Genomic DNA, 18668 nt, shown 5'->3' with positions numbered 1-18668 from the left:
TCCCCCAGGGCACGAACTACCGTACCGGCCTTGTAAACGTTTACTATCCTCTCCCGGTCGGAGCCGCCTCCATGCCCCTCTCCCATCTGCGCTGGGGAACCGACGCGCTGGCCCTGCTGATCTCCCTCGACCCGGCGGGTCCGCCCCGGCTGCTCGCGGTGGGGGAGGACGCCGCCCTGCCCGATCCGGAGCGCGAGCCCGAACGGTGCGCCCTGCTCGCGCACCGGGCCTTGCCCCTGGTCGAGGTCCAGACCGCGGGCGGCGGCAGACTGGGCACCTCGGGCAAACGGCATGTCGACGGCGCCGCGGCCCGCGGGCTGCGCTACACGGGCCACACGGAGCGCGACGGGACGGACCCGACCGGCGGGCTCGTACGCACCCTGGCCGTGACGATGGCCGACGAGCGCGCCGGCCTGCGCGTCACCGCCCGCTACACGCTCCGCCCCGGGACGCCCGTCGTCGCCTCCGAGGCCGTCGTGGAGAACACCGGCGACACCGCCGTCACCCTCGAATACGTTTCCTCCTTCGCCCTGGCGAACCTCGCCCGGCGACTGCCCGACGACCAGTGTTGGGAGGACGGGCTCGCGCTGTGGCTCGCCGCCAACCCCTGGAGCGGCGAGTTCCGTTGGGCGCGGGCGACCCTCGCCGAGCGCGGCCTCCACGACGTCGGCATGGTGCCCTTCGGGCAGACCGGCTCGAAGAACCGGGTCGCCGTGACCAGCGCCGGTTCCTGGTCGTCGTCCGAGTACCTGCCGACCGGATGCCTGGAGGAGACCGAGACCGGCCGCGCCCTGCTCTGGCAGATCGAGCACAACGGCTCCTGGCACGCCGAGTTGGGCGACCGCCTCGGCGACGTCTACCTCGCGCTGGCAGGGCCGACCGACCGCGAACACCAGTGGCGCGAGCGGCTCGCTCCCGGCGACTCCTTCCGGACCGTCCCGGCCGCCGTCGCGCTCGTTACCGGCGGCGGCTGCGAGGCCGCGCTCCGGGCGATGACCGACCACCGCAGGTCCACCCGCCGCCCGCACCCCGACCACCAGCGACTCCCCGTCGTCTTCAACGACTTCATGAACAGCCTGATGGGCGAGCCGAGCACCGAGGCGCTGCTGCCGCTCGTCGACGCGGCGGCCGAGGCGGGCGCCGAGTACTTCTGCGTCGACGCGGGCTGGTACGACGCCGAACCGCCCGGCACCGTGGACCCCGGCGGTGTGCCCGGCTGGTGGGACGCCGTGGGGGAGTGGCGGGAGTCGCCGACCCGCTTCCCCGGCGGTCTCATCGAGGTGATGGACCGGGTGCGCGGCGCGGGCATGGTGCCCGGCCTGTGGCTGGAACCCGAGGTCGTCGGCGTCCGCAGCCCGCTCGCCGCCACCCTGCCCGACGAGGCGTTCTTCCGCAGGGACGGACAGCGGCTGACGGAGTGGGGCCGCCACCAGCTCGACCTGCGCCACCCGGCGGCCCGCGGCCATCTGGACGCCGTCGTCGACCGGCTCGTCGAGGAGTACGGCGTCGGCTACCTCAAGCTCGACTACAACATCGACATCGGTGCGGGCACCGACGGACCGGACGGCACCGACAGCCCAGGCGCCGGTCTCCTCGGCCACAACCGGGCCTACCTCGACTGGCTCGACGGCCTCCTCGACCGGCATCCCGAGCTGGTGGTCGAGAGCTGCGCGGCGGGCGGCAGCCGCACCGACCACGCGATCCTCTCCCGGCTGCCGATCCACTCCGTCACCGACCAGCAGGACTTCAGGCTGCTGCCCGCCATCGCCGCGGCGGCGCCGTCCGCGGTCACCCCGGAGCAGGGGGCGATCTGGGCGTACCCGCTGCCCGAGCAGACGGAGGCGGAACTCGGCACGGTGATGGTGTCGGCGCTGCTCGGCCGCGTCCACCTGAGCGGCCGACCTGATCTGCTGACGAAAAGTCAGCTCAACGTGGTACGGCGGGCGTTGGACACCTACAAGGCGTACCGGGAGCTGCTGCCGACCGCCCTTCCGCACTGGCCGCTCGGCTTCCCCGGCTGGCGCGACGGGCAGCTCGCCCTCGCGCTCACGCTGGCCGACGGGCGCACCCTGCTGGCCCTCTGGCGCCGCGACGGAGCCCCGGAATCCATGACGGTCCCGCTGCCCTGGCTGCCCCGGGGGCACCGCGCCGACGTGCTGTTCGAGGCGGGCCCAGGCGTCGCCCTCGACTGGGACGAGACGGGCCGCACCCTGCACGCGACGCTGCCGGCGGACCACTCGGCCGCGCTGATCGCCTTCGAGGCGGGGGTCGGCTGAGGGGCGCGAGAGCCGGGGCGAGGGATCGCGCCGAGGGCGCCAAGCCGCGATGGGTGCGGACGGGGTGCGTGCGGACGGGGAGGGCGCGGGCGGGGAGGGCGCGGGCGGGGTGGGTCCCGGCAGGGTGGGGCGGGCCACGTGGATGTGGCCCGCGCCGAGACGCACCAGGTTCCGCCGAGGCTTCCCGAGTCGCGCCGGGACTCCCCGGGACGCGGCGCGCGGAGGACGTGCCGTGCGTCGAACAGGCCGCGCGGGAGAGCGAAAACCGTCCCGCGCGGCCTGGCCGCCGTCACTCGGGCGGCGTCACACGTGTGCCGTCACACGTGCGCCGTCACCCGGCCGCCGTCCTCTCGGTCGGCGGCGCCCCCCGGGACGGGGGCCGCAGGGGCTACACCGCCCCCGAGAGAGCGTCGAACTCGTCGTCGGTGAGGGTGATCTCGGCGGCCCGCACATTGTCCTCCAGGTGCGCCACGGACGACGTTCCCGGGATCGGGAGCATCGCCGGTGACCTCTTGAGGAGCCAGGCCAGGGCGAGTTGGGAGGCGGACGCGCCGTGCTGCGTCGCCAGTTCCGCCAACGGGCTGTCCTCGCGGGCGAGTTTGCCGGTGGCCAGCGGGAACCAGGGGATGAAGCCGATGCCGTGCTCGGTCGCATAGTCGAGGAGCGGCTCGGCCGTGCGATCGGCGAGGTTGAACAGGTTCTGCACCGAGACGATCTCCACGATGCCGCGCGCCGTCTCGACGTCGTCCACGGAGACCTCGGAGAGCCCGATGTGGCGGATCTTGCCTTCGTCGCGCAGGTCCTTGAGCACCCCGAGCTGCTCCTCGACGGGCACCTTGGGGTCGATGCGGTGCAACTGGAACAGGCCGATGCGGTCGAGGCCGAGGATGCGCAGGCTCATCTCCGCCTGCTGGCGCAGATACTCGGGCCTGCCCACCGGAAGCCACTGGTCGGGACCCTGCCGGGTGAGACCGGCCTTGGTCGCGACGACCACGCCCTCCGGGTAGGGGTGCAGGGCCTTCTTGATGAGCGGCTCGGCGACCGCGGGGCCGTAGGAGTCGGCGGTGTCGATGAAGTTCACCCCGAGGTCGACGGCCCGGCGCAGCACCTGGACGGCCGCGTCCGGGTCCTTGGGGGCTCCCCAGACGCCGGGGCCGGGCAGTTGCATCGAGCCGAAGCCGAGCCGGGTGACCGGCAGATCGCCGCCGAGGGTGTAGGTGCCCGCCGCCTGGGCGGGACGCTGATTCGATTCCATGGGAATCTCCTACTACGCCCCCGGCCGGGCCGAGGACGCGACGCGCCCGTCACGGCCCAACGGTGCGCCGCGTCCGCGCGGGCGGAGGCACCGGCCGGCGGAGGCGAAGCCCGGCACGGTGACGGCGGAGAAGGCGGCACCTCGCCCGGCACGGTGACGCCGGGGAAGGCGGCGCCTCGGAAGAGGGCACCTGGGAAGGCGATACGCCAAACAGCAAACCTATTCAGCGCGACGCCCTCGGCCCTCGCCCGCGGGACCGGGGCGACGGCCGCTGCCGGTGCCCGCCCCGGGGCCGGGCGGTCCTCACTTGAGGCTGCCGAGCGTGACGCCCGAGCGCCAGTACCGCTGCATGGAGATCATCAGGGCCACCATCGGGATCAGCGAGATCAGCGACCCGACGACGACCATCCCGGTCAGGTCGGCGGAGTTGTCGACCTTGACCTTCAGCCACGAGTACAGGCCGACCATGACGGTCCACTTCTCCGGCGTGCGCAGGAACACCAGCGGCCCGAAGAACGAGTTCCAGGAGCCGACGAAGCCCAGCAGGAAGATCGTCGCCGCGCCGGTGGACATCAGCCGGGCGCCGACCGTGAGGAAGATGCGGTACTCGCCGGCCCCGTCGATCCGGGCGGCCTCCAGCAGTTCGGGCGGGATCGCGCCCTCCGCGTACACCTTCGCGAGATAGACCGAGAAGGCGTTGAAGAAGCTCGGCACGATGATCGCCCACGGGGTGTCCACCATCCGCAGGTCCGTGTAGAGCAGGAACGACGGGATGGTCAGCAGCGCGTGCGGCACCAGGAACGAGCCGATGACGCAGCCCATGAGGACACTGCGCCCCCGGAACCGGTACATCGCCAGGGCGTACCCGCAGGCGACGCAGACCACGGTCATCCCCACCGTGCCGACGACGCCGTAGAACACCGTGTTCCAGAGCCACTTGAGGAAGATGCCGTCCTGGTAGGTGAACAACTGCCGCAGGTTGTCGGTGAAATGGAAGTCCGAGAACCAGAGCCCGTTGGTGGTGTACAGGTCCGACTGGTTCTTGGTCGCGGAGACGACCAGCCACCAGATCGGGGCCAGCGAGTAGAGGGTGAAGAACACCAGACCGCCGAGGACCAGGGCCTTGGTGCGCCGGCTGTGCCGGGTGGGGCCGTCGCCGCCCCGGCCGCTCGCCCTGCGGCGGACGGCGGGGGAGGGCGGTACGGGCGGCGTGGACTTCTCCAGGATCGTGGTCATGAGGTGGGCGCCTTGTTCGTGAGCCGGTAGAAGATCGCCGAGGCGGTGCCGACGACCAGCGCGAGAACGATCGACAGCGCCGACGCGTACGCGAAGTCACCCTGCTGGAACGCCCAGTCGTAGATCGCCATGATCGGCGTGAAGTCGCGGGTGATCGTCTCCGGGGCCATCGACTTGAAGAGCATGGTGTCGCTGAAGATCTGGAGGGTGCCGATGATGCTCAGCACCGTGGTGAGCACCAGCGAACGCCGCACCAGCGGAACCTTGATGGACCAGGCGATCCGCAGCTCCGAGGCGCCGTCGATGCGGGCGGCGTCGTAGACGCTCTCGTCGACGGAGCGCAGCGCGGCGTACACGATCAGCATGTTGAAGCCGATGCCGCTCCAGGCCATCAGGTTGCCGATGGACACCCAGACCAGGTCGCCGCTGTAGAAGTCGGCGTCGACGCCGAAGAGATGGAAGAACGGCGTGAGCGGGCCGACCGCCGGGCTGTACAGGTAGATCCAGATGAGCGTCGCGACGATGCCGGGAATCATGTAGGGCAGCAGCAGCGGGATGCGGAAGCGGTCCGCGACCCGCTGCGCGGCGGCGTCGAGCAGCAGCGCGAGACCGATGCTGACCACCTGGATCAGCGGGATGCTGATCACCGCGAAGAGGGCGACGCGCAGCATCGACGCCCAGAACCGTCCGTCCGCGAACCCCTCGGCGACGTTGTCGAAGCCGACGAACTCGACCGTCTTCGCGCCGAATCCGAGGCCCGACCCCTTCTCGGCGTACAGGCTCTCCTTGAGCGCCATGGCCATCGGGACCACGGTGAACAGGGCGAACCCGAGAAAGAAGGGGACGGTGAGGGAGGCGCCCTTGAGCGCCATGACGCGCTGCCAGCCCAGGCGCGGGATGCGGGCCTGCGGGTGGGTGGGAAGGGCCATCGGATCAGCCCTCGACGTTGATGTTCTTCGACTTCAGGTCCTTGACCGTGAACTCCTGGAGATGTGCGAGGGCGGCCTTCACCGTGATCTTCTTGGTGACGATCTTGGCCCACTCGTCCTGGAGCTCCGCGAAGACGCCGGTGTAGTTCGGGCCGACGGTCCAGGTGTCCTTGGCCCCCGCGACGGCCTTCAGGATCACGCCCCTGGCCTGGTCCCGGTCCTTCCCGAACAGCTTGTCGGGCACGGTGGACGCCACCCACGGCGACGGGTCGGGGATGGCGCCGGGCCAGCTGTACTGCTTGGTGTCCTTCTGGTAGGTGGCGTCGACGGCCTCCTTGGTGGTGTTCATCCACACCCCGGCCTCGACGGCCTCCTTCACATGGGCGCAGCCCTTCGGCACGATCAGCCCGCTGTTGACGCTGTGACCGGGCGTGGTGAAGGCGGACGCGCCGGCGAACTGCGGCAGGTCGATGGGCTGCCAGTCGCCCAGCGACTTCTTGTAGTTGAGTTCGTAGGTGCCCAACTGCCAGGTGGAGGTGGGCAGCGAGACCATCTTCCCGGAGTCGAAGTAGCTGATCAGCGCGGGCCGGTCCTGGTACGTCTGGTTGGCGACCAGGTCGTTGTCGACCAGCCGCTGCACGATGTCCGCCGCCTCCAGGGACTCGGGGGACAGGAAGTCGACCTTCCAGGAGTCGCCGTCCTGCCGGTACCAACTGCCGTTCGCCTGCTGGACGAGGTTCACCAGCGTCGAGGGGTCCTCACCCGCCAGGTTCATCACGTAGACGCCGTGCTTCTTCAACTTCTTTCCGGCGTCTATCAGTTCGTCCCAGGTCTTGGGGGCGGCGATGCCGTACGCGTCGTAGACCGACTTGTTGATGATCATGAACTGCGGGGTGAAGCCGGTCGGCACGGCATAGTAGCGGCCGCCGGCCCGCACGGCCGGAAGGGCCGCCTCGGTGAAGGCCTTCTTCTTGAGGTAGGGCTGGAGGGCGTCGGTGACGTCGCTGAGCAGGCCCTCACCCGCGAGGCCGGGCACCTCGCCGAAGTTCTTCACCAGGCAGGGCACGTTCTTGCCGGACGCCACCACGTTGCGCACGTTCTGCGCGGTGCCGACGTTGTCGGCCTGCTTGACGAGCTTGATCTTGACGTCGTCGTGGGTGGCGTTGAACTTGTCGGCCACCGGCTGGGTGGTCTTGGACTCGTCCCAGGACCACCACTCGACGGTGACGGGCCCCGACGCCTTGGTGCCCTCGTCGCCGCTGCCGCCGCAGCCGGCCAGGGCGACGACCGACAGCACCACCGAGGTGGCCGACAGCACTCTGACTCGCTTGCCGTTCATGGAACCGCTCCTAGGTGAGGAAAAGCAGGGGAGGTGAAAGGGGGGACGAGGGAGGGGGAAACGGTTGTCCGGGACCCGGCCGCGCACCCGTCGCCGTCCGGATGTGATGATGCGTCAGAGGGGGCGGGCCGTGCCGTCCGTGACGTCGATGGCGACCTTGTCGGACCACGCCATCGACAGGGTCCGCGGCGTCGGGAAGGTCAGCGGCAGCCACACGTACCGGGACGCGTTCACCGGCTCGTCCCAGTTGGCGGCCCAACGGTCGCCCAGGTAGAGGTGGTCGACGCCCGCGCCGTCCCCGGAATCCGCCCCGGCCCCCGCGCCGCCGGCGCGCGGCACGGCCAGGGCGTACGCGGTCTGCGACGCGTAGGTGGTGGCGTCACCGAAGTCGCGCAGCTCGCTCCACTCGCCGTCGATCGCGTCCGCCGTCGCGTACCGCTGCTGGTTGGGCCGCCAGCCGGAGCAGCCGGAGGTGAGCAGGAAGTACACGCCGCCCCGCCGGAAGACGGCGGGAGCCTCCCGGGAGAGGCCCGCCCACAGGACGCGCACCAGCTCGGCGGCGCCGAGGTAGTCGTCCGTGAGCCGGTAGACGTGCAGGTCCTCGTTGTCGTTGGCGGCGGAGATCAGATAGCCCGTGCCATCGGTGTCGCGGTGGACGGTGAGGTCGCGGGACATGTGGCCGAGCGGGCGGAAGCTGCCCCGGTAGGTGTAGGGGCCGTCGGGGGTGTCGCTGACGGCGACCGCCGCGCGCGCCTCCCGGTAGTGCCCCACCGCCTCCTTGTGCATCCACAGGACGAACTGCCCGGTGACCGGGTTGCGGATCACCTTGGGGCGCTCGATGTTGGCGTCCCGCAGCTCGGGGTCGGACTCCTGGGTCAGCACCGGGCCGCGGAACTCCCAGGTCACCAGATCGACGGAGCGGTAGGCGAGGACCGACCTGAAGGTGTTGTCCGGGTGGCGGTCCTCCCCGAACCAGTAGTGGAAACCGTCTGCCTCCACCAGGCCGCCGCCGTGGGCGTGCACGGGGTTGCCGTCGGTGTCCGTGAACTGCGTCCCGTTGATGATCTGCTGCATACGTCTGCCTCGCGACGGCTCGGATAGAAATCGTTGTCTACGTACTTTGGGGCCGCTCACCAGTGACGTCAAGACATCGCGCTGTCACATGATGGCAATGCCAGCAATCGTTTACTAAGCAGGAAGAGGTGGGACCTGTGTCGAGGTGGCTGAACCCGAGGGCGTCTCCCCGCGCGCGATCTCGTGGGTCCTCGGCGGCAGTCGGCCGGCGATCCGGTCCACCCGGCCGGTCCGGTCGCGCCCCTGTCAGGCGAGCAGGTCCTCGGAGCGCTCCCAGAGTCCGCGCGCCAACGCGGCGTCCCCGGCCTGCGGGTTGGTGCGGCGGGCCGGTCTGCCCTTCTCGTAGTACGCGCCGGACTCCCAGTCGACACCGGGGGTCCCCTCGGCGAGCCGGACGAGCTGTTCGCAGCCCTTCTCCGGGGAGGCCAGGAAGGCCCGGACGACGGGGCTCCCCATGACGTGCTGGACGAAACTGCCGGAGCCGCTGCCGAATCCGCTCGCGACGCTGCCCGGATGGAAGGCCGCCGCCGACACGCCCCGCGCGTGGTAGCGGCGGTGCAATTCCGCGGTGAACAGGATGTTCTCCAGCTTGGTGGTGCCGTACGCCCGGACCGCGCCGAAGTCCCGTTCGTGCTGGAGGTCGTCCAGGTCGACCCTGCCGGTCAGCCGGGCGCCCACGCTCGACGTCTGGATCACCGACGCCCCGCTCGCCACCAGCCGGTCCATCAGGAGCCGGGTCAGCAGGAACGGCGCCAGGTGGTTGACCTGGAACGTCCGCTCGAACCCGTCGACGGTCCTGGTGCGGGACCCGAAGATCCCGCCGGCGTTGTTGGCGAGGACGTCGATGCGCGGACAGGCGGCGAGCAGCTCGGCGGCGAGCCCGCGGACGTCGTCGAGGCGGGCGAAGTCGGCGACCTGGGACTCCGCGCCGATCTCCCGCGCGATCGCCCCGGTCTTCTCCGGGGAGCGGCCGACGACCACCACGCGGTGGCCGGTCCGGTGCAGCCTGCGGGCCGCCGCGGCCCCGATGCCGTCACTCGCACCCGTGATGACGATGGTCTTGACCTGCTGCATCTGTCTCTCCGTGGCCGAGGCGGTCCGAGGTGACGCGATCCGTTCCGACGTGCGGGGAGGCGGTGACGGTGCGGGCGGGAGGCGGTGTGCGAGCCGGTGGGAAGCGGGAACTGCCGGGTGCGGGACGGTGCGCGGTCGACAGCCTACGCTCCGGCTGACGGCCACGGACAGACATGGCTGATCCTGTCAATATCCTCTTATCTGCCCTATCCGTTCGTCAGCGGCGCCGCCGGGGGCAGGGGCGCGGTGTCGGGACCGGCTTCGAACGCCTGGATGAGGAGCGTCGCGAACCGGCGTGACGCCATGAGCTGATGGGCGGGCGAGGTGGCGTGGATGCCCCGGTTGGCCATCAGGACCAGGATCAGGTCGTCCAGGACGAAGTCCGCCCGCAGCCGCCCGGTCTCCTGGGCGCGGCGGGCCAGTTCGGCGACGGCCCGCACGGTACGGGCCCGCTCGGCCGCGATGTCCTTCGCACCGGGGAACGCCGACACGAACGCCTCCGTGAAGCCGCGGTCGCGCGCGTGCAGGGCGCAGATCCGCTCGATCACCAGACAGAAGCCGCGCCAGGGGTCGGGATCGGCCGCCCCCTCGTCCACGATCGTGCGGCACGCGTGCAACTGGTCCTCGAACGCCTCCGTCACCAGCGCCTGTTTGGTGGGGAAGCGGCGGTACAGGGTGGCGGGGCCGACGCCCGCGCGCCGGGCGATCTCCCGCATCGGCACGTCAAGGCCCTCGGTGGAGAACAGGGCGCGGGCCGCGTCGAGGATGCGGGCGCGGTTGTCGAGCGCGTCGGAGCGCAGCCCCTGAGGCAAACGGTCGGTCACCGCTCTCACTTTAGCGAAGCGGACGGGGGCGTCCGTTACCGTCCGGGAGGCGAGCGCGGGGCCGGGTGGCGGGGGAGCGGCAGGTCACGCGGACGGTGTGAGCGAGAGAGCGGGAGACAGACATGAAGGCGATCGTGATCCAGGCGTACGGCGGTCCCGAAGGGCTGGCCGTCGTCGAACTGCCGGCCCCCGAACCCGCCGCCGGACAGGTGGTGATCGCCACCGAGGCGATCGGCGTCGGCGGTGTCGACACCCTGATCCGCAGCGGCGCCCTGGCCGCCTACGGGTTCACCGAGGGGCATGTCCCGGGCAGCGAGGTGGCGGGCACCGTCCACGCGGTCGGCGCGGGCGTCGACCCGGCGTGGACCGGGCGCCGGGTGTGGGGGTTCACCGGCACCGGCGGCGGCTGCGTCGAGCGGGCCGTGGCCTCCGTCGAGGACATCGTGGAGCTGCCCGCCGACCTGTCGGCCGTCGACGCGGTGAGCATCGGAAGCGCGGGCGCCGTCGCCCACTTCGGCCTCGCCCACGCCCGCTTCGCCCCCGGTGACGCGGTCCTGGTGCGGGGCGCGGCCGGCGGCATCGGTGTGCTGGCGGTGCAGCTCGCGGCCCGCGGCGGCGCGTCGGAGGTCGCGGTCACGACGTCGTCGCCCGCACGCGGCGAGCGGCTGCGCGGGCTCGGCGCGACCCGGGTGCTCGACCGCTCGGGCGAGGGCGACGCCGGCGCCCCGGCCGGCTACGACGTCGTCCTCGACATCGTCGCGGGGGACGGCCTGCCGTCGTTCCTCGACCGGCTGCGGCCCGGCGGCCGGCTGGTCGCCGTCGGCGCCGTCGGCGGGCAGCCGCCGGCCGACTTCGGCATGCGGCTGATGGCCGCTTTCCGCTCCTCGCTGTCCTTCGCCACGTTCAGCCTGGACACCGTCGCGCCGGCCGACCGACGGGCTCTGCGCGCCGCGCAGTTCGCCGCCGCCGCCCGGGGCGCGCTGACGACCGTGGTGCACCAGGTGCTGCCCCTCGACCAGGCGGCGCGGGCGCACCGGGCGATGGACGACGGCGAGGTCTTCGGCCGGATGGTGCTGATGCCGTAGCGGACGGGCGTGACTCCTGTGGTTTACGCGTCCGGGGGAGGGACAGTCCTGAACCGTTGTCAAACACTCGTTCGGGTTCCGGAAGGTTCCCGTCCGGTCAAGGGGGATCGATCTCATGCGTATTCGCGGAAGACACCCGCGCGGCCTGGCCGCCTTACTCACCTGCGTGACCGCCGCACTCGGCCTCACCGCGGGACTGGCCCAGCCCGCCGCGGCCGCCGACGGCACACCGCGAGCCGTCACCGCCTACCGCCACACCAGCGAGGCGGGCGACTGGGTCGGACAGGGCGGCAGCGTCGCCCTCACCGCCTCGACGGCGGCCATCACCGTCGACGGCACCCTGGAGGACCTGCGGTTCCAGGTCCGCGCGGGCGACGACCTGTGGACCGTCGAACTCGCCGCCCCGCGCGGCGACACCCTGCGCCCCGGCGTCTACCGCGACGCCGAGCGGGCGCCCTTCAGGACCGGCCGCTCCCCGGGACTCGACGTGGACGGACAGTCCCGCGGCTGCAACCAGGTCTACGGGCAGTTCTCCGTCCACCAGATCGAGGCGGACACCGCGGGACGCGTCACCCTGCTGGACGCCACCTACACCCAGCGCTGCGAGGCCGCCGACGCCCCCGCGCTCAAGGGCGTCGTCAAGTTCCACGCGCTCCCGCTGTCCTTCGGCTACGTCAGCGATCCCGGCGACTACCCGGGACAGGGCCGCACCAACACCCACACCGGCGCCACCAGCCTCTTCTCGCTGCGCCCCTGGGGCACCGGACTCTCCTACGACGTGTCGGGCAAGCGGGAGACCTGGAACGCCCTGCTGACCCCGCCCACCGGCGAGACCTTCACGGCGGGCACCACCTACCCGGCGCGGCGGAGCAGCGGTCCCGGCGTCGCCGGGCTCGACGTGTCCGGGTCAGGCGGCTGCAACGAGACCTCGGGCACCCTGACCGTCACCAAGCTCGCCCGTGACGACGACGGCGCCGTCACCGCCTTCGCCGCCACCTTCGTCCAGCACTGCGAGGGGGCCGAGCCCGCCCTGCGCGGCACCATCCACTACTACGCCTGAGCGGCGCGCCCACCGGCCCGACCGAGCCCGGACCCGTCCCGTACGGGTCCGGGCTCGCGCGCGTCCCACCAGGGCTCCAGCCGGTACGGCAGCGCGGACTGCTCGCGGTGCTGCGTCTTCTTCCCTATGGCGACCGGGCCCGCCGACGGCAGTCTGCTGCAAAACACGGCTTGGAGGCCCACAGTGACAGCAGGCCCGGCCCCGGAGGGGGCACCGACCGACGTCGACACCCGCACGGCATCCTTCGCGCAGCGCCGGCTGTGGTTCCTGGACCAACTGGCCGGTTCCTCCGCCGGATCGATGCTGCCGCTGGTCCTGCGGCTGCGCGGACCCCTGGACGCCGACCGCCTGGAGCGCTCGCTCGCCTCGATCGCCGCCCGCCACGACGTGCTGCGGACCCGCTTCACCGCCGTCGACGGCGAACCGGTCCCGGTCGTCGACGCGCCCGCCGCCACCGTGCTCGAGCGCACCGAGGCCACCGGCCCCGACGACCTCTTCGCCCGCCGCCTCGGCCGGCCCGTCGACCTGTCGACCCAGCACCCGATGCGCGCCGTCCTCGCCCGCGTCGCCCCCGACGAGCACCTGCTGCTGATCGAGGTGCACCACATCGCCGTCGACGGCTGGTCCTGGGGCGTCCTGCTGAGCGAACTCGCCGCCGGATACCGCGGCGAGAGCGTCGAAGCGCCCGCCGTCCGCTACGCCGACCTCGCCCACGCCCAGAACCGGCGCCTGTCGGGCGCCCGCCTGGAACGCCTCCTCGGCCACTGGCGCGACCGGCTCACCGGACTCACCCCCCTCGACCTGCCCACCGACCGGCCCCGGCCGCGCGTCTGGGACGGCGCGGGCGACGTCGTCCGCTTCGACCTGCCCGCCGACCTCGTCGCCGCCGTCGACACCCTGGCCCGCTCCCGCCGCGTCACCCGCTACCTGCTGCTGCTCACCGCCTACCAGGCGCTCCTCGGCCACTGGGCGGACCGCACCGACGTCGCCGTGTGCAGCACCCTCGCCGAACGCGCCCCGCGCGGCGCCACCGCCCTGATCGGACCGCTCGTCAACACGGTCGTGCTCCGCACCGACCTCTCCCAGGACCCTGGCTTCACGGCGCTCCTCGACCGGGTCCGCGACCGGGTACCGGTGGACCTCGCGCACGCCGAGGCACCCTTCGACCTCGTGGTCGGCGCCCTCGGCGGCTCCCGCGACCTGTCGAGGCACCCCCTCGCACAGGCGTCCTTCACCCTCCTGAACGCGCCGATCCGACCGGTCGTGATGGACGGCCTCGACGTGTCGCTGGTCGAACCGCCGCTCGCCGAGACCCCGTTGGACGTCTTCCTCGACCTGACCCTGCGCACCGACGGCAGCATCGCCGCCATCCTCCAGTACGCCACCGCCCTCTTCGACCCCGCCACCATGCGCGCCTTCGCCGCCGCCTACGTCGGCCTGCTGCGCGCCGTCCTCGCCGACCCCGACACCCCGGTGCGGGAACTCGCCCGCGCCCTGCCCGCCCGCCCGGCGCACCGGGCCGACCCGCTGCCCGCCTGGCACCACGCCCCCGACCGCCCGCACGGACCCGCCCCGCAGGTGACCTTCTCCGGAGAGCCCGGCGCGACCGCCCTGCGCTGCGGACCCGACAGCGTCAGCTACGCCGAACTCGACGCCATGACCGGCGGACTCGCCGCCGCGCTGCGCGCCGCCGGCCTCGCCCCGGGCACCCCCGTGGGCGTGCTGCTGCGCCGCGGCCTGTGGTCGGTCGCGGCCATGGACGGCATCTGGCGGGCCGGCGGCGCCTACGTCCCCCTCGACCCCGAACTCCCCGCCGAACGCCTGCGGTTCATGGCGGAGGAGGCCCGGCTCGGCTGCGTCCTCACCGACCGGGCGACGGCCGCCGACGCCACCGGACTCGCCCCCCTCACCCTCGACGTCGGCACGATCACCCCGGACCCCGAGGGCCCCCGGCACGCACCGCACCCGCGGGAGCTGGCCCACGTCATCTTCACCTCGGGATCGACCGGCCGCCCCAAGGCGGTCGGCGTCGAACACGCCGCCCTCGCCTCGCACGTCGCCGCCGCCAGGGAGCGGCTCGGCATCACCGCCGCCGACCGGGTCCTGGCCTTCGCCTCCTTCTCCTTCGACGCCTCCCTCGACCAGGTGCTGCCCGCCCTCGGCGCGGGCGCCACCGTCGTCATGCGCCCCGACGAGCCCTGGCTGCCCACCCAGGTCCCCGAGATCGTCCGCCGGCACGCCCTGACCGTCGTCAACGTGCCGCCCACCTACTGGTCCGAACTGACCCTCTCCCTCGACCGCCGGCAGGCGGCCGCCCTCGCCTCCCTGCGGCTGCTGGTCCTCGGCGGCGAGGCCGTACCGCCCGACACCCTCGCCGCCTGGCGCGCGGCCGTGCCCTGGGTCCGGGTCTGCAACGCCTACGGCCCCACCGAGACCACCGTCACCGCCACCACCTACGACGCCGACGACCCGCCCGCCGCCGGCGTCCCCATCGGCCGCCCGCTCGGCGACCGGCGGGTACGGGTCGTCGACGCCGACGACGGACCGGTCCCGGTCGGCGTCGCGGGTGAACTCCTCATCGGCGGGACGGAGGTGGCGCGCGGCTACCTCAACCGGCCCGCCCTCACCGCCGAACGCTTCGTGCCCGACCCCGACGGCCCACCGGGCAGCCGCCGTTACCGCACCGGCGACCTCGTCCGCTGGAGCGCCGGGGGAGACCTGGAGTTCCTCGGCCGCCGCGACGACCAGGTCAAGATCCGCGGCTTCCGCATCGAACTCGGCGAGGTGGAGAGCGTGTTGCGGGCCTGCCCGCTGGTCTCCGCCGCCGCCGCGCGCCCCGACCGCGCCACCGGACGCAGCCTCATCGGCTACGCCGTCCCTTCACCCGACGCGCCCGCCCCGCCCGACCGGGCCGACCTGCGCGCCTGGTGCGCCCGCTATCTGCCGCAGCACGCGGTGCCCTCCGAGTTCGTCGTCCTCGACGCCCTGCCGGTCGGCGTCTCCGGCAAACTCGACCGCTCCGCCCTGCCCGACCCCGCGCACGCCCGCTCCGCGGGCGACCCCGCCCACACCGAGCCCCGCGACGCGACCGAACGGGTCGTCGCCGAGGTCTGGGCCGACGTCCTCGGCCTCGACCGGATCGGCATCGACGACAGCTTCTTCGACCTCGGCGGCCACTCCCTGCTCGCCACCATGGCGGTCTCCCGGATCGCCCAGCGGCTCGGCCGCGAGATCGAACTGCGCTCCGTCTTCGAGAACCCCACCGTCCGCGGCTTCGCGCCCCGGGTGAGCGCCGCCCGCGTCACCGGCAGCACCGAGGTGGTACCCGTCGACCGCGGCGGCCCGCTGCCGCTGTCCTTCGCCCAGGAACGCCTCTGGTTCCTCGACCGCGCCTCCGACCGCGGCGACTCCTACCTCCTCCACTACTGCTGGCGGGTGCGCGGCGGCCTCGACCGCGCCGCCTGGCAGCAGGCCCTCGACGACCTCGTCGCCCGCCACGAGGTGCTGCGCACCGCGCTCGTCGAGTCCGAGGGCCGCCCCGCCCAGCGGATCTGCGACCCGATGCCGGTGCCGCTGCGCTGGGAGCCCGCGCCCCAGGCACCCGACGAGGAGAGCCGTCTGAGCGCCGTGCGCGACCTGGCCGGGGAGCACGCCGTCCGCCGCTTCGACCTCGACCGGCCGCCCCTGCTGCGCTCCGGCGTCTGGGAACTCGCCGACGACGACCACGTCGTCCTGCTCGCCCTGCACCACGCCGTCACCGACGGCTGGTCCAAGGGCGTCCTGCTCGACGAACTCGCCCGCCACTACCGCGCCCGGCTCACCGGCACCGACGCCGCGCTGCCCCCGCTGGCCGTCCAGTACGGCGACTTCGCCGTCTGGCAGCGCGACCGCGCCGACGGCGGCGCCCTGGAACCCCAACTCGCCTACTGGGAGGAGACCTTGAAGGCGGCCCCGGTCCTGGAGCTGCCCACCGACGCGCCCAGGCCCGCCGTGTTCACCGGCCGCGGCGGCGCCGTCGAGATACCCCTGCCGACCGCCCTCGTCGACCGCGTCGACGCCCACGCCCGCAGCCGCGGCGCCACCCGCTTCATGGTGCTGCTCGCCGCCGCCCAGGCCGCCCTGGCCCGCTGGTCGGGCCAGACCGACGTGACCGTGGGCACCCCCGTCGCCGGCCGCGCCCGCCTCGAACTTGAGCCACTGGTCGGCTTCTTCGTCAACACCGTCGCCCTGCGCACCGACCTGTCGGGACGCCCGACCCTCGGCGCGCTCGTGGACCGGGTACGCGACACCGTCCTCGGCGCCTTCGACCACCAGGAAGTGCCCTTCGAACGGGTGGTGGAGCGGCTGCGCCCCGAACGCGACCTGTCCCGCAACCCGTTGTTCCAGGTGATGGTGGACGTCCAGGACGCCTCCACCGGCGGCGCCGGACTCCCGGGACTCGACGCCACCGCCTTCGAACTGTTCTGGGGATCGGCCAAGTTCGACCTGACCGTCACCTTCGTCGTACGGCCCGACGGGTTCGCGCTGAACGTCGAGTACGCCGCCGACCTGTTCGAACCCGCCACCGCCACCCGCTTCGCCCGGCACGTCGGCCGCCTCCTGGAGACCCTGCTCACCGCCCCCGGCACCCGCCTCGACGAGGCCCCGCTGCTCACGGCCGCCGAACGCGGCCGGCTGATCGCGGCCGCGGGACGTGACGCGGCGCCCGCACCCCGCTTCCGGCCCGCCGGACGGCCCGACGCCCCGGCCGTGGTCTGCGAGGGCACCACGCTCGACTACGCCCGCCTCGACCGCCTCACCGGCGCCCTGGCCGCTGCCCTGGCCCGCGCCGGAGTCGCCCCAGGCGACGCCGTGGGTGTCGGTGTCGCCCGCGGCGTGTGGTCCGTCGCCGCGATGCTCGCCGTCTGGCGCGCGGGCGGCGTGTACGTCCCGCTCGACGCCCGCCTCCCCGAGGAACGGCTGCGGTACATGCTCGACGAGGCCGAGGTACGGCACGTCGTGTGCGACCCCCGCACCCGAGCCGCCGTCACCTCCCTCGGAGCCGTCGCGATCGACGTCGACGCCGTGGACGAGACGGACGGGACCGAAGGACCCCGGCACCCGGCCCACCCCGACGACCTCGCCTACGTCATCTTCACCTCCGGCTCCACCGGCAGACCCAAGGCCGTCGGCGTCACCCACCACGCCCTGGACGCCCATGTGGCCGCCGCCCGAAAGGAGTTCGCACTCACCGAACGCGACCGGGTCCTCACCTTCGCCTCGACCTCCTTCGACGCCTCCCTGGAACAGATCCTGCCCGCCCTCAGCACCGGCGCCACCGTCCTGGTGCGTCCCGACGACATCTGGGCCCCCGAGGAACTCGCCGACCGGGTCGCGGACGAGCGGGTCACGGTCATGGAACTCACCCCGTCCTACTGGGCGGAACTCGTCGCCCGCCTCGACACCCTCGCCCCCCGGCTCACCTCCCTGCGGCTGCTGGTGACCGGGGGAGAGGCCCTGCCCGCCGACCCCCTGGAGCGCTGGTTCGCGCACCTGCCCACGGTCCCCGTGGTCAACACCTACGGGCCCACCGAGACGGTCATCTCCGCCACCGCGCACACCCTGGCCGCCGCACCGCACGGCCGGGTGCCCATCGGACGCGCGCTGGGCGGCCGCCGCGCCCATGTCGTCGACCCGCTCGGCGAGCCGGCCCCCGACGGAGTACCCGGCGAACTCCTGCTCGGCGGGCCGGAGTTGGCCCGGGGCTATCTGGGCAGGCCCGCGCTGACCGCCGAACGCTTCGTGCCCGACCCGTTCGGCGGACCGGGCGCCCGCCTCTACCGCACCGGCGACGTGGTGCGCCGACTGCCCTCCGGGGAACTGGAGTTCCTCGGCCGCAACGACGACCAGGTCAAGATCCGCGGCTTCCGCGTCGAACCGGGAGAGGCCGAGGCCGTGCTGCGCGCCCACCCCGGAGTGCGGGGCGCCGCCGTCGTCGTCAGGACCCTGCGCGGCGAACCCGCCCTCGTCGGCTACGCGGCCGGCGGCGGCCTGTCCGCCGAGGCGCTGGAGACCCACTGCCGGGACCGGCTGCCGCACTACCTGGTGCCGTCCGCCTTCGTCCTCCTCGACACCCTGCCGCTGACCGTGCAGGGCAAGCTCGACGTCGCCGCGCTGCCCGCGCCGCAGGCCCAGGCGCCGAGGGAGTTCGTGGCACCGCGCACCCCGGCCGAGACGGTCGTCGCGCAGATCTGGTGCGAGGTGCTCGACCTGCCGCGGGCCGGCGTCCACGACGACTTCTTCGCCCTCGGCGGCCACTCGCTGCGCGCGGTGGCGGTCGCCTCCCGGCTGCGGACCGCGTTCGACTGCCCGCTCCAGGTGCGGGACCTGTTCGAGCATTCCACCGTCGAACGCCTCGCCGCCGAGGTGGAGCGCCGACTCCTCGAACTCATCTCGGAGATGAGCGACGACGAGATCGACCTCTCCCTGACTGCCGACCTCTGACCCGCACAGCCTCCGACCCCGCACCACCCGGCC

General features: G+C 73.0%; 11 protein-coding genes and 1 pseudogene. 4 read left to right on the top strand and 8 right to left on the bottom strand.

Annotated features, from left to right (window positions below; all coding sequences use genetic code 11):
* Nucleotides 1–71 precede the first annotated feature (71 nt).
* Nucleotides 72–2276, top strand: coding sequence for an alpha-galactosidase (locus DDJ31_RS01290; protein ID WP_127182160.1), 2205 nt, complete (start codon nt 72–74; stop codon nt 2274–2276).
* Between the two features lie 388 nt (nt 2277–2664).
* Here the strand turns inward: DDJ31_RS01290 and DDJ31_RS01285 are convergent, their stop codons facing one another.
* From DDJ31_RS01285 to DDJ31_RS01255, 7 genes and pseudogenes are all read right to left on the bottom strand, one after another.
* A complete protein-coding gene (locus tag DDJ31_RS01285; protein ID WP_127182161.1) occupies nt 2665–3531 on the bottom strand; it encodes an aldo/keto reductase in 867 nt (288 codons plus the stop codon).
* Between the two features lie 303 nt (nt 3532–3834).
* Nucleotides 3835–4767 (bottom strand): carbohydrate ABC transporter permease, encoded by a 933-nt coding sequence (locus DDJ31_RS01280; protein ID WP_127182162.1) that lies wholly within the window; start codon nt 4765–4767, stop codon nt 3835–3837.
* Nucleotides 4764–5696 carry a carbohydrate ABC transporter permease gene (locus tag DDJ31_RS01275; RefSeq protein WP_240678323.1) on the bottom strand — a complete coding sequence of 311 codons (933 nt, stop codon included), beginning with the start codon at nt 5694–5696 and terminating at the stop codon, nt 4764–4766. Before DDJ31_RS01275 ends, DDJ31_RS01280 begins: the two co-directional genes overlap by 4 nt.
* 4 nt (nt 5697–5700) lie before the next feature.
* Nucleotides 5701–7035: an ABC transporter substrate-binding protein gene (locus DDJ31_RS01270; protein ID WP_127182163.1), complete on the bottom strand. Its 1335-nt coding sequence runs from the start codon at nt 7033–7035 to the stop codon at nt 5701–5703.
* 129 nt (nt 7036–7164) lie between these two features.
* A pseudogene (locus DDJ31_RS01265) lies at nt 7165–8109 on the bottom strand (family 43 glycosylhydrolase); the annotation flags it as partial.
* A 246-nt stretch (nt 8110–8355) separates the two neighbouring features.
* The gene (locus DDJ31_RS01260; RefSeq protein ID WP_127182165.1) at nt 8356–9183 is read right to left on the bottom strand and encodes an SDR family NAD(P)-dependent oxidoreductase; all 828 of its coding nucleotides are present in this window, start codon (nt 9181–9183) and stop codon (nt 8356–8358) included.
* A gap of 206 nt (nt 9184–9389) precedes the next feature.
* Nucleotides 9390–10007 carry a TetR/AcrR family transcriptional regulator gene (locus tag DDJ31_RS01255; protein WP_127182166.1) on the bottom strand — a complete coding sequence of 206 codons (618 nt, stop codon included), beginning with the start codon at nt 10005–10007 and terminating at the stop codon, nt 9390–9392.
* Nucleotides 10008–10129: 122 nt separating this feature from the next.
* Between DDJ31_RS01255 and DDJ31_RS01250 the strand changes: the two genes are divergently transcribed.
* Together DDJ31_RS01250 and DDJ31_RS01245 are read left to right on the top strand one after the other, a co-directional pair.
* Nucleotides 10130–11092, top strand: a complete 963-nt coding sequence (locus tag DDJ31_RS01250) for a zinc-binding dehydrogenase (protein WP_127182167.1) — start codon at nt 10130–10132, stop codon at nt 11090–11092.
* 115 nt (nt 11093–11207) lie between these two features.
* A complete protein-coding gene (locus tag DDJ31_RS01245) occupies nt 11208–12152 on the top strand; it encodes a hypothetical protein (protein WP_127182168.1) in 945 nt (314 codons plus the stop codon).
* Here the strand turns inward: DDJ31_RS01245 and DDJ31_RS01240 are convergent.
* Entirely contained in the window at nt 12143–12319 is a 177-nt protein-coding gene (locus tag DDJ31_RS01240) for a hypothetical protein (RefSeq protein ID WP_171480757.1), read from the bottom strand. The genes DDJ31_RS01245 and DDJ31_RS01240 overlap by 10 nt on opposite strands.
* Before the next feature lie 16 nt (nt 12320–12335).
* On the opposite strand from DDJ31_RS01240, the gene DDJ31_RS01235 reads away from it, so the two are divergent.
* Nucleotides 12336–18635 carry a non-ribosomal peptide synthetase gene (locus DDJ31_RS01235; protein WP_127182169.1) on the top strand — a complete coding sequence of 2100 codons (6300 nt, stop codon included), beginning with the start codon at nt 12336–12338 and terminating at the stop codon, nt 18633–18635.
* The last annotated feature ends 33 nt before the right edge of the window (nt 18636–18668 follow it).

Origin of the sequence: Streptomyces griseoviridis (assembly GCF_005222485.1) — a bacterium.
Classification (GTDB): Bacteria; Actinomycetota; Actinomycetes; order Streptomycetales; family Streptomycetaceae; genus Streptomyces; species Streptomyces hintoniae.
This window is presented reverse-complemented; position numbering and strand designations above follow the sequence as displayed.

What these genes read in the sequence shown, in the direction of transcription:
- DDJ31_RS01290 (WP_127182160.1), top strand. Translation starts at nt 72, where the DNA reads ATGCCCCTCTCCCATCTGCGCTGGGGAACCGACGCGCTGGCCCTGCTG.
- DDJ31_RS01250 (WP_127182167.1), top strand. Translation starts at nt 10,130, where the DNA reads ATGAAGGCGATCGTGATCCAGGCGTACGGCGGTCCCGAAGGGCTGGCC.
- DDJ31_RS01245 (WP_127182168.1), top strand. Translation starts at nt 11,208, where the DNA reads ATGCGTATTCGCGGAAGACACCCGCGCGGCCTGGCCGCCTTACTCACC.
- DDJ31_RS01270 (WP_127182163.1), bottom strand. Translation starts at nt 7,035, where the DNA reads ATGAACGGCAAGCGAGTCAGAGTGCTGTCGGCCACCTCGGTGGTGCTG.
- DDJ31_RS01275 (WP_240678323.1), bottom strand. Translation starts at nt 5,696, where the DNA reads ATGGCCCTTCCCACCCACCCGCAGGCCCGCATCCCGCGCCTGGGCTGG.
- DDJ31_RS01260 (WP_127182165.1), bottom strand. Translation starts at nt 9,183, where the DNA reads ATGCAGCAGGTCAAGACCATCGTCATCACGGGTGCGAGTGACGGCATC.
- DDJ31_RS01280 (WP_127182162.1), bottom strand. Translation starts at nt 4,767, where the DNA reads ATGACCACGATCCTGGAGAAGTCCACGCCGCCCGTACCGCCCTCCCCC.
- DDJ31_RS01285 (WP_127182161.1), bottom strand. Translation starts at nt 3,531, where the DNA reads ATGGAATCGAATCAGCGTCCCGCCCAGGCGGCGGGCACCTACACCCTC.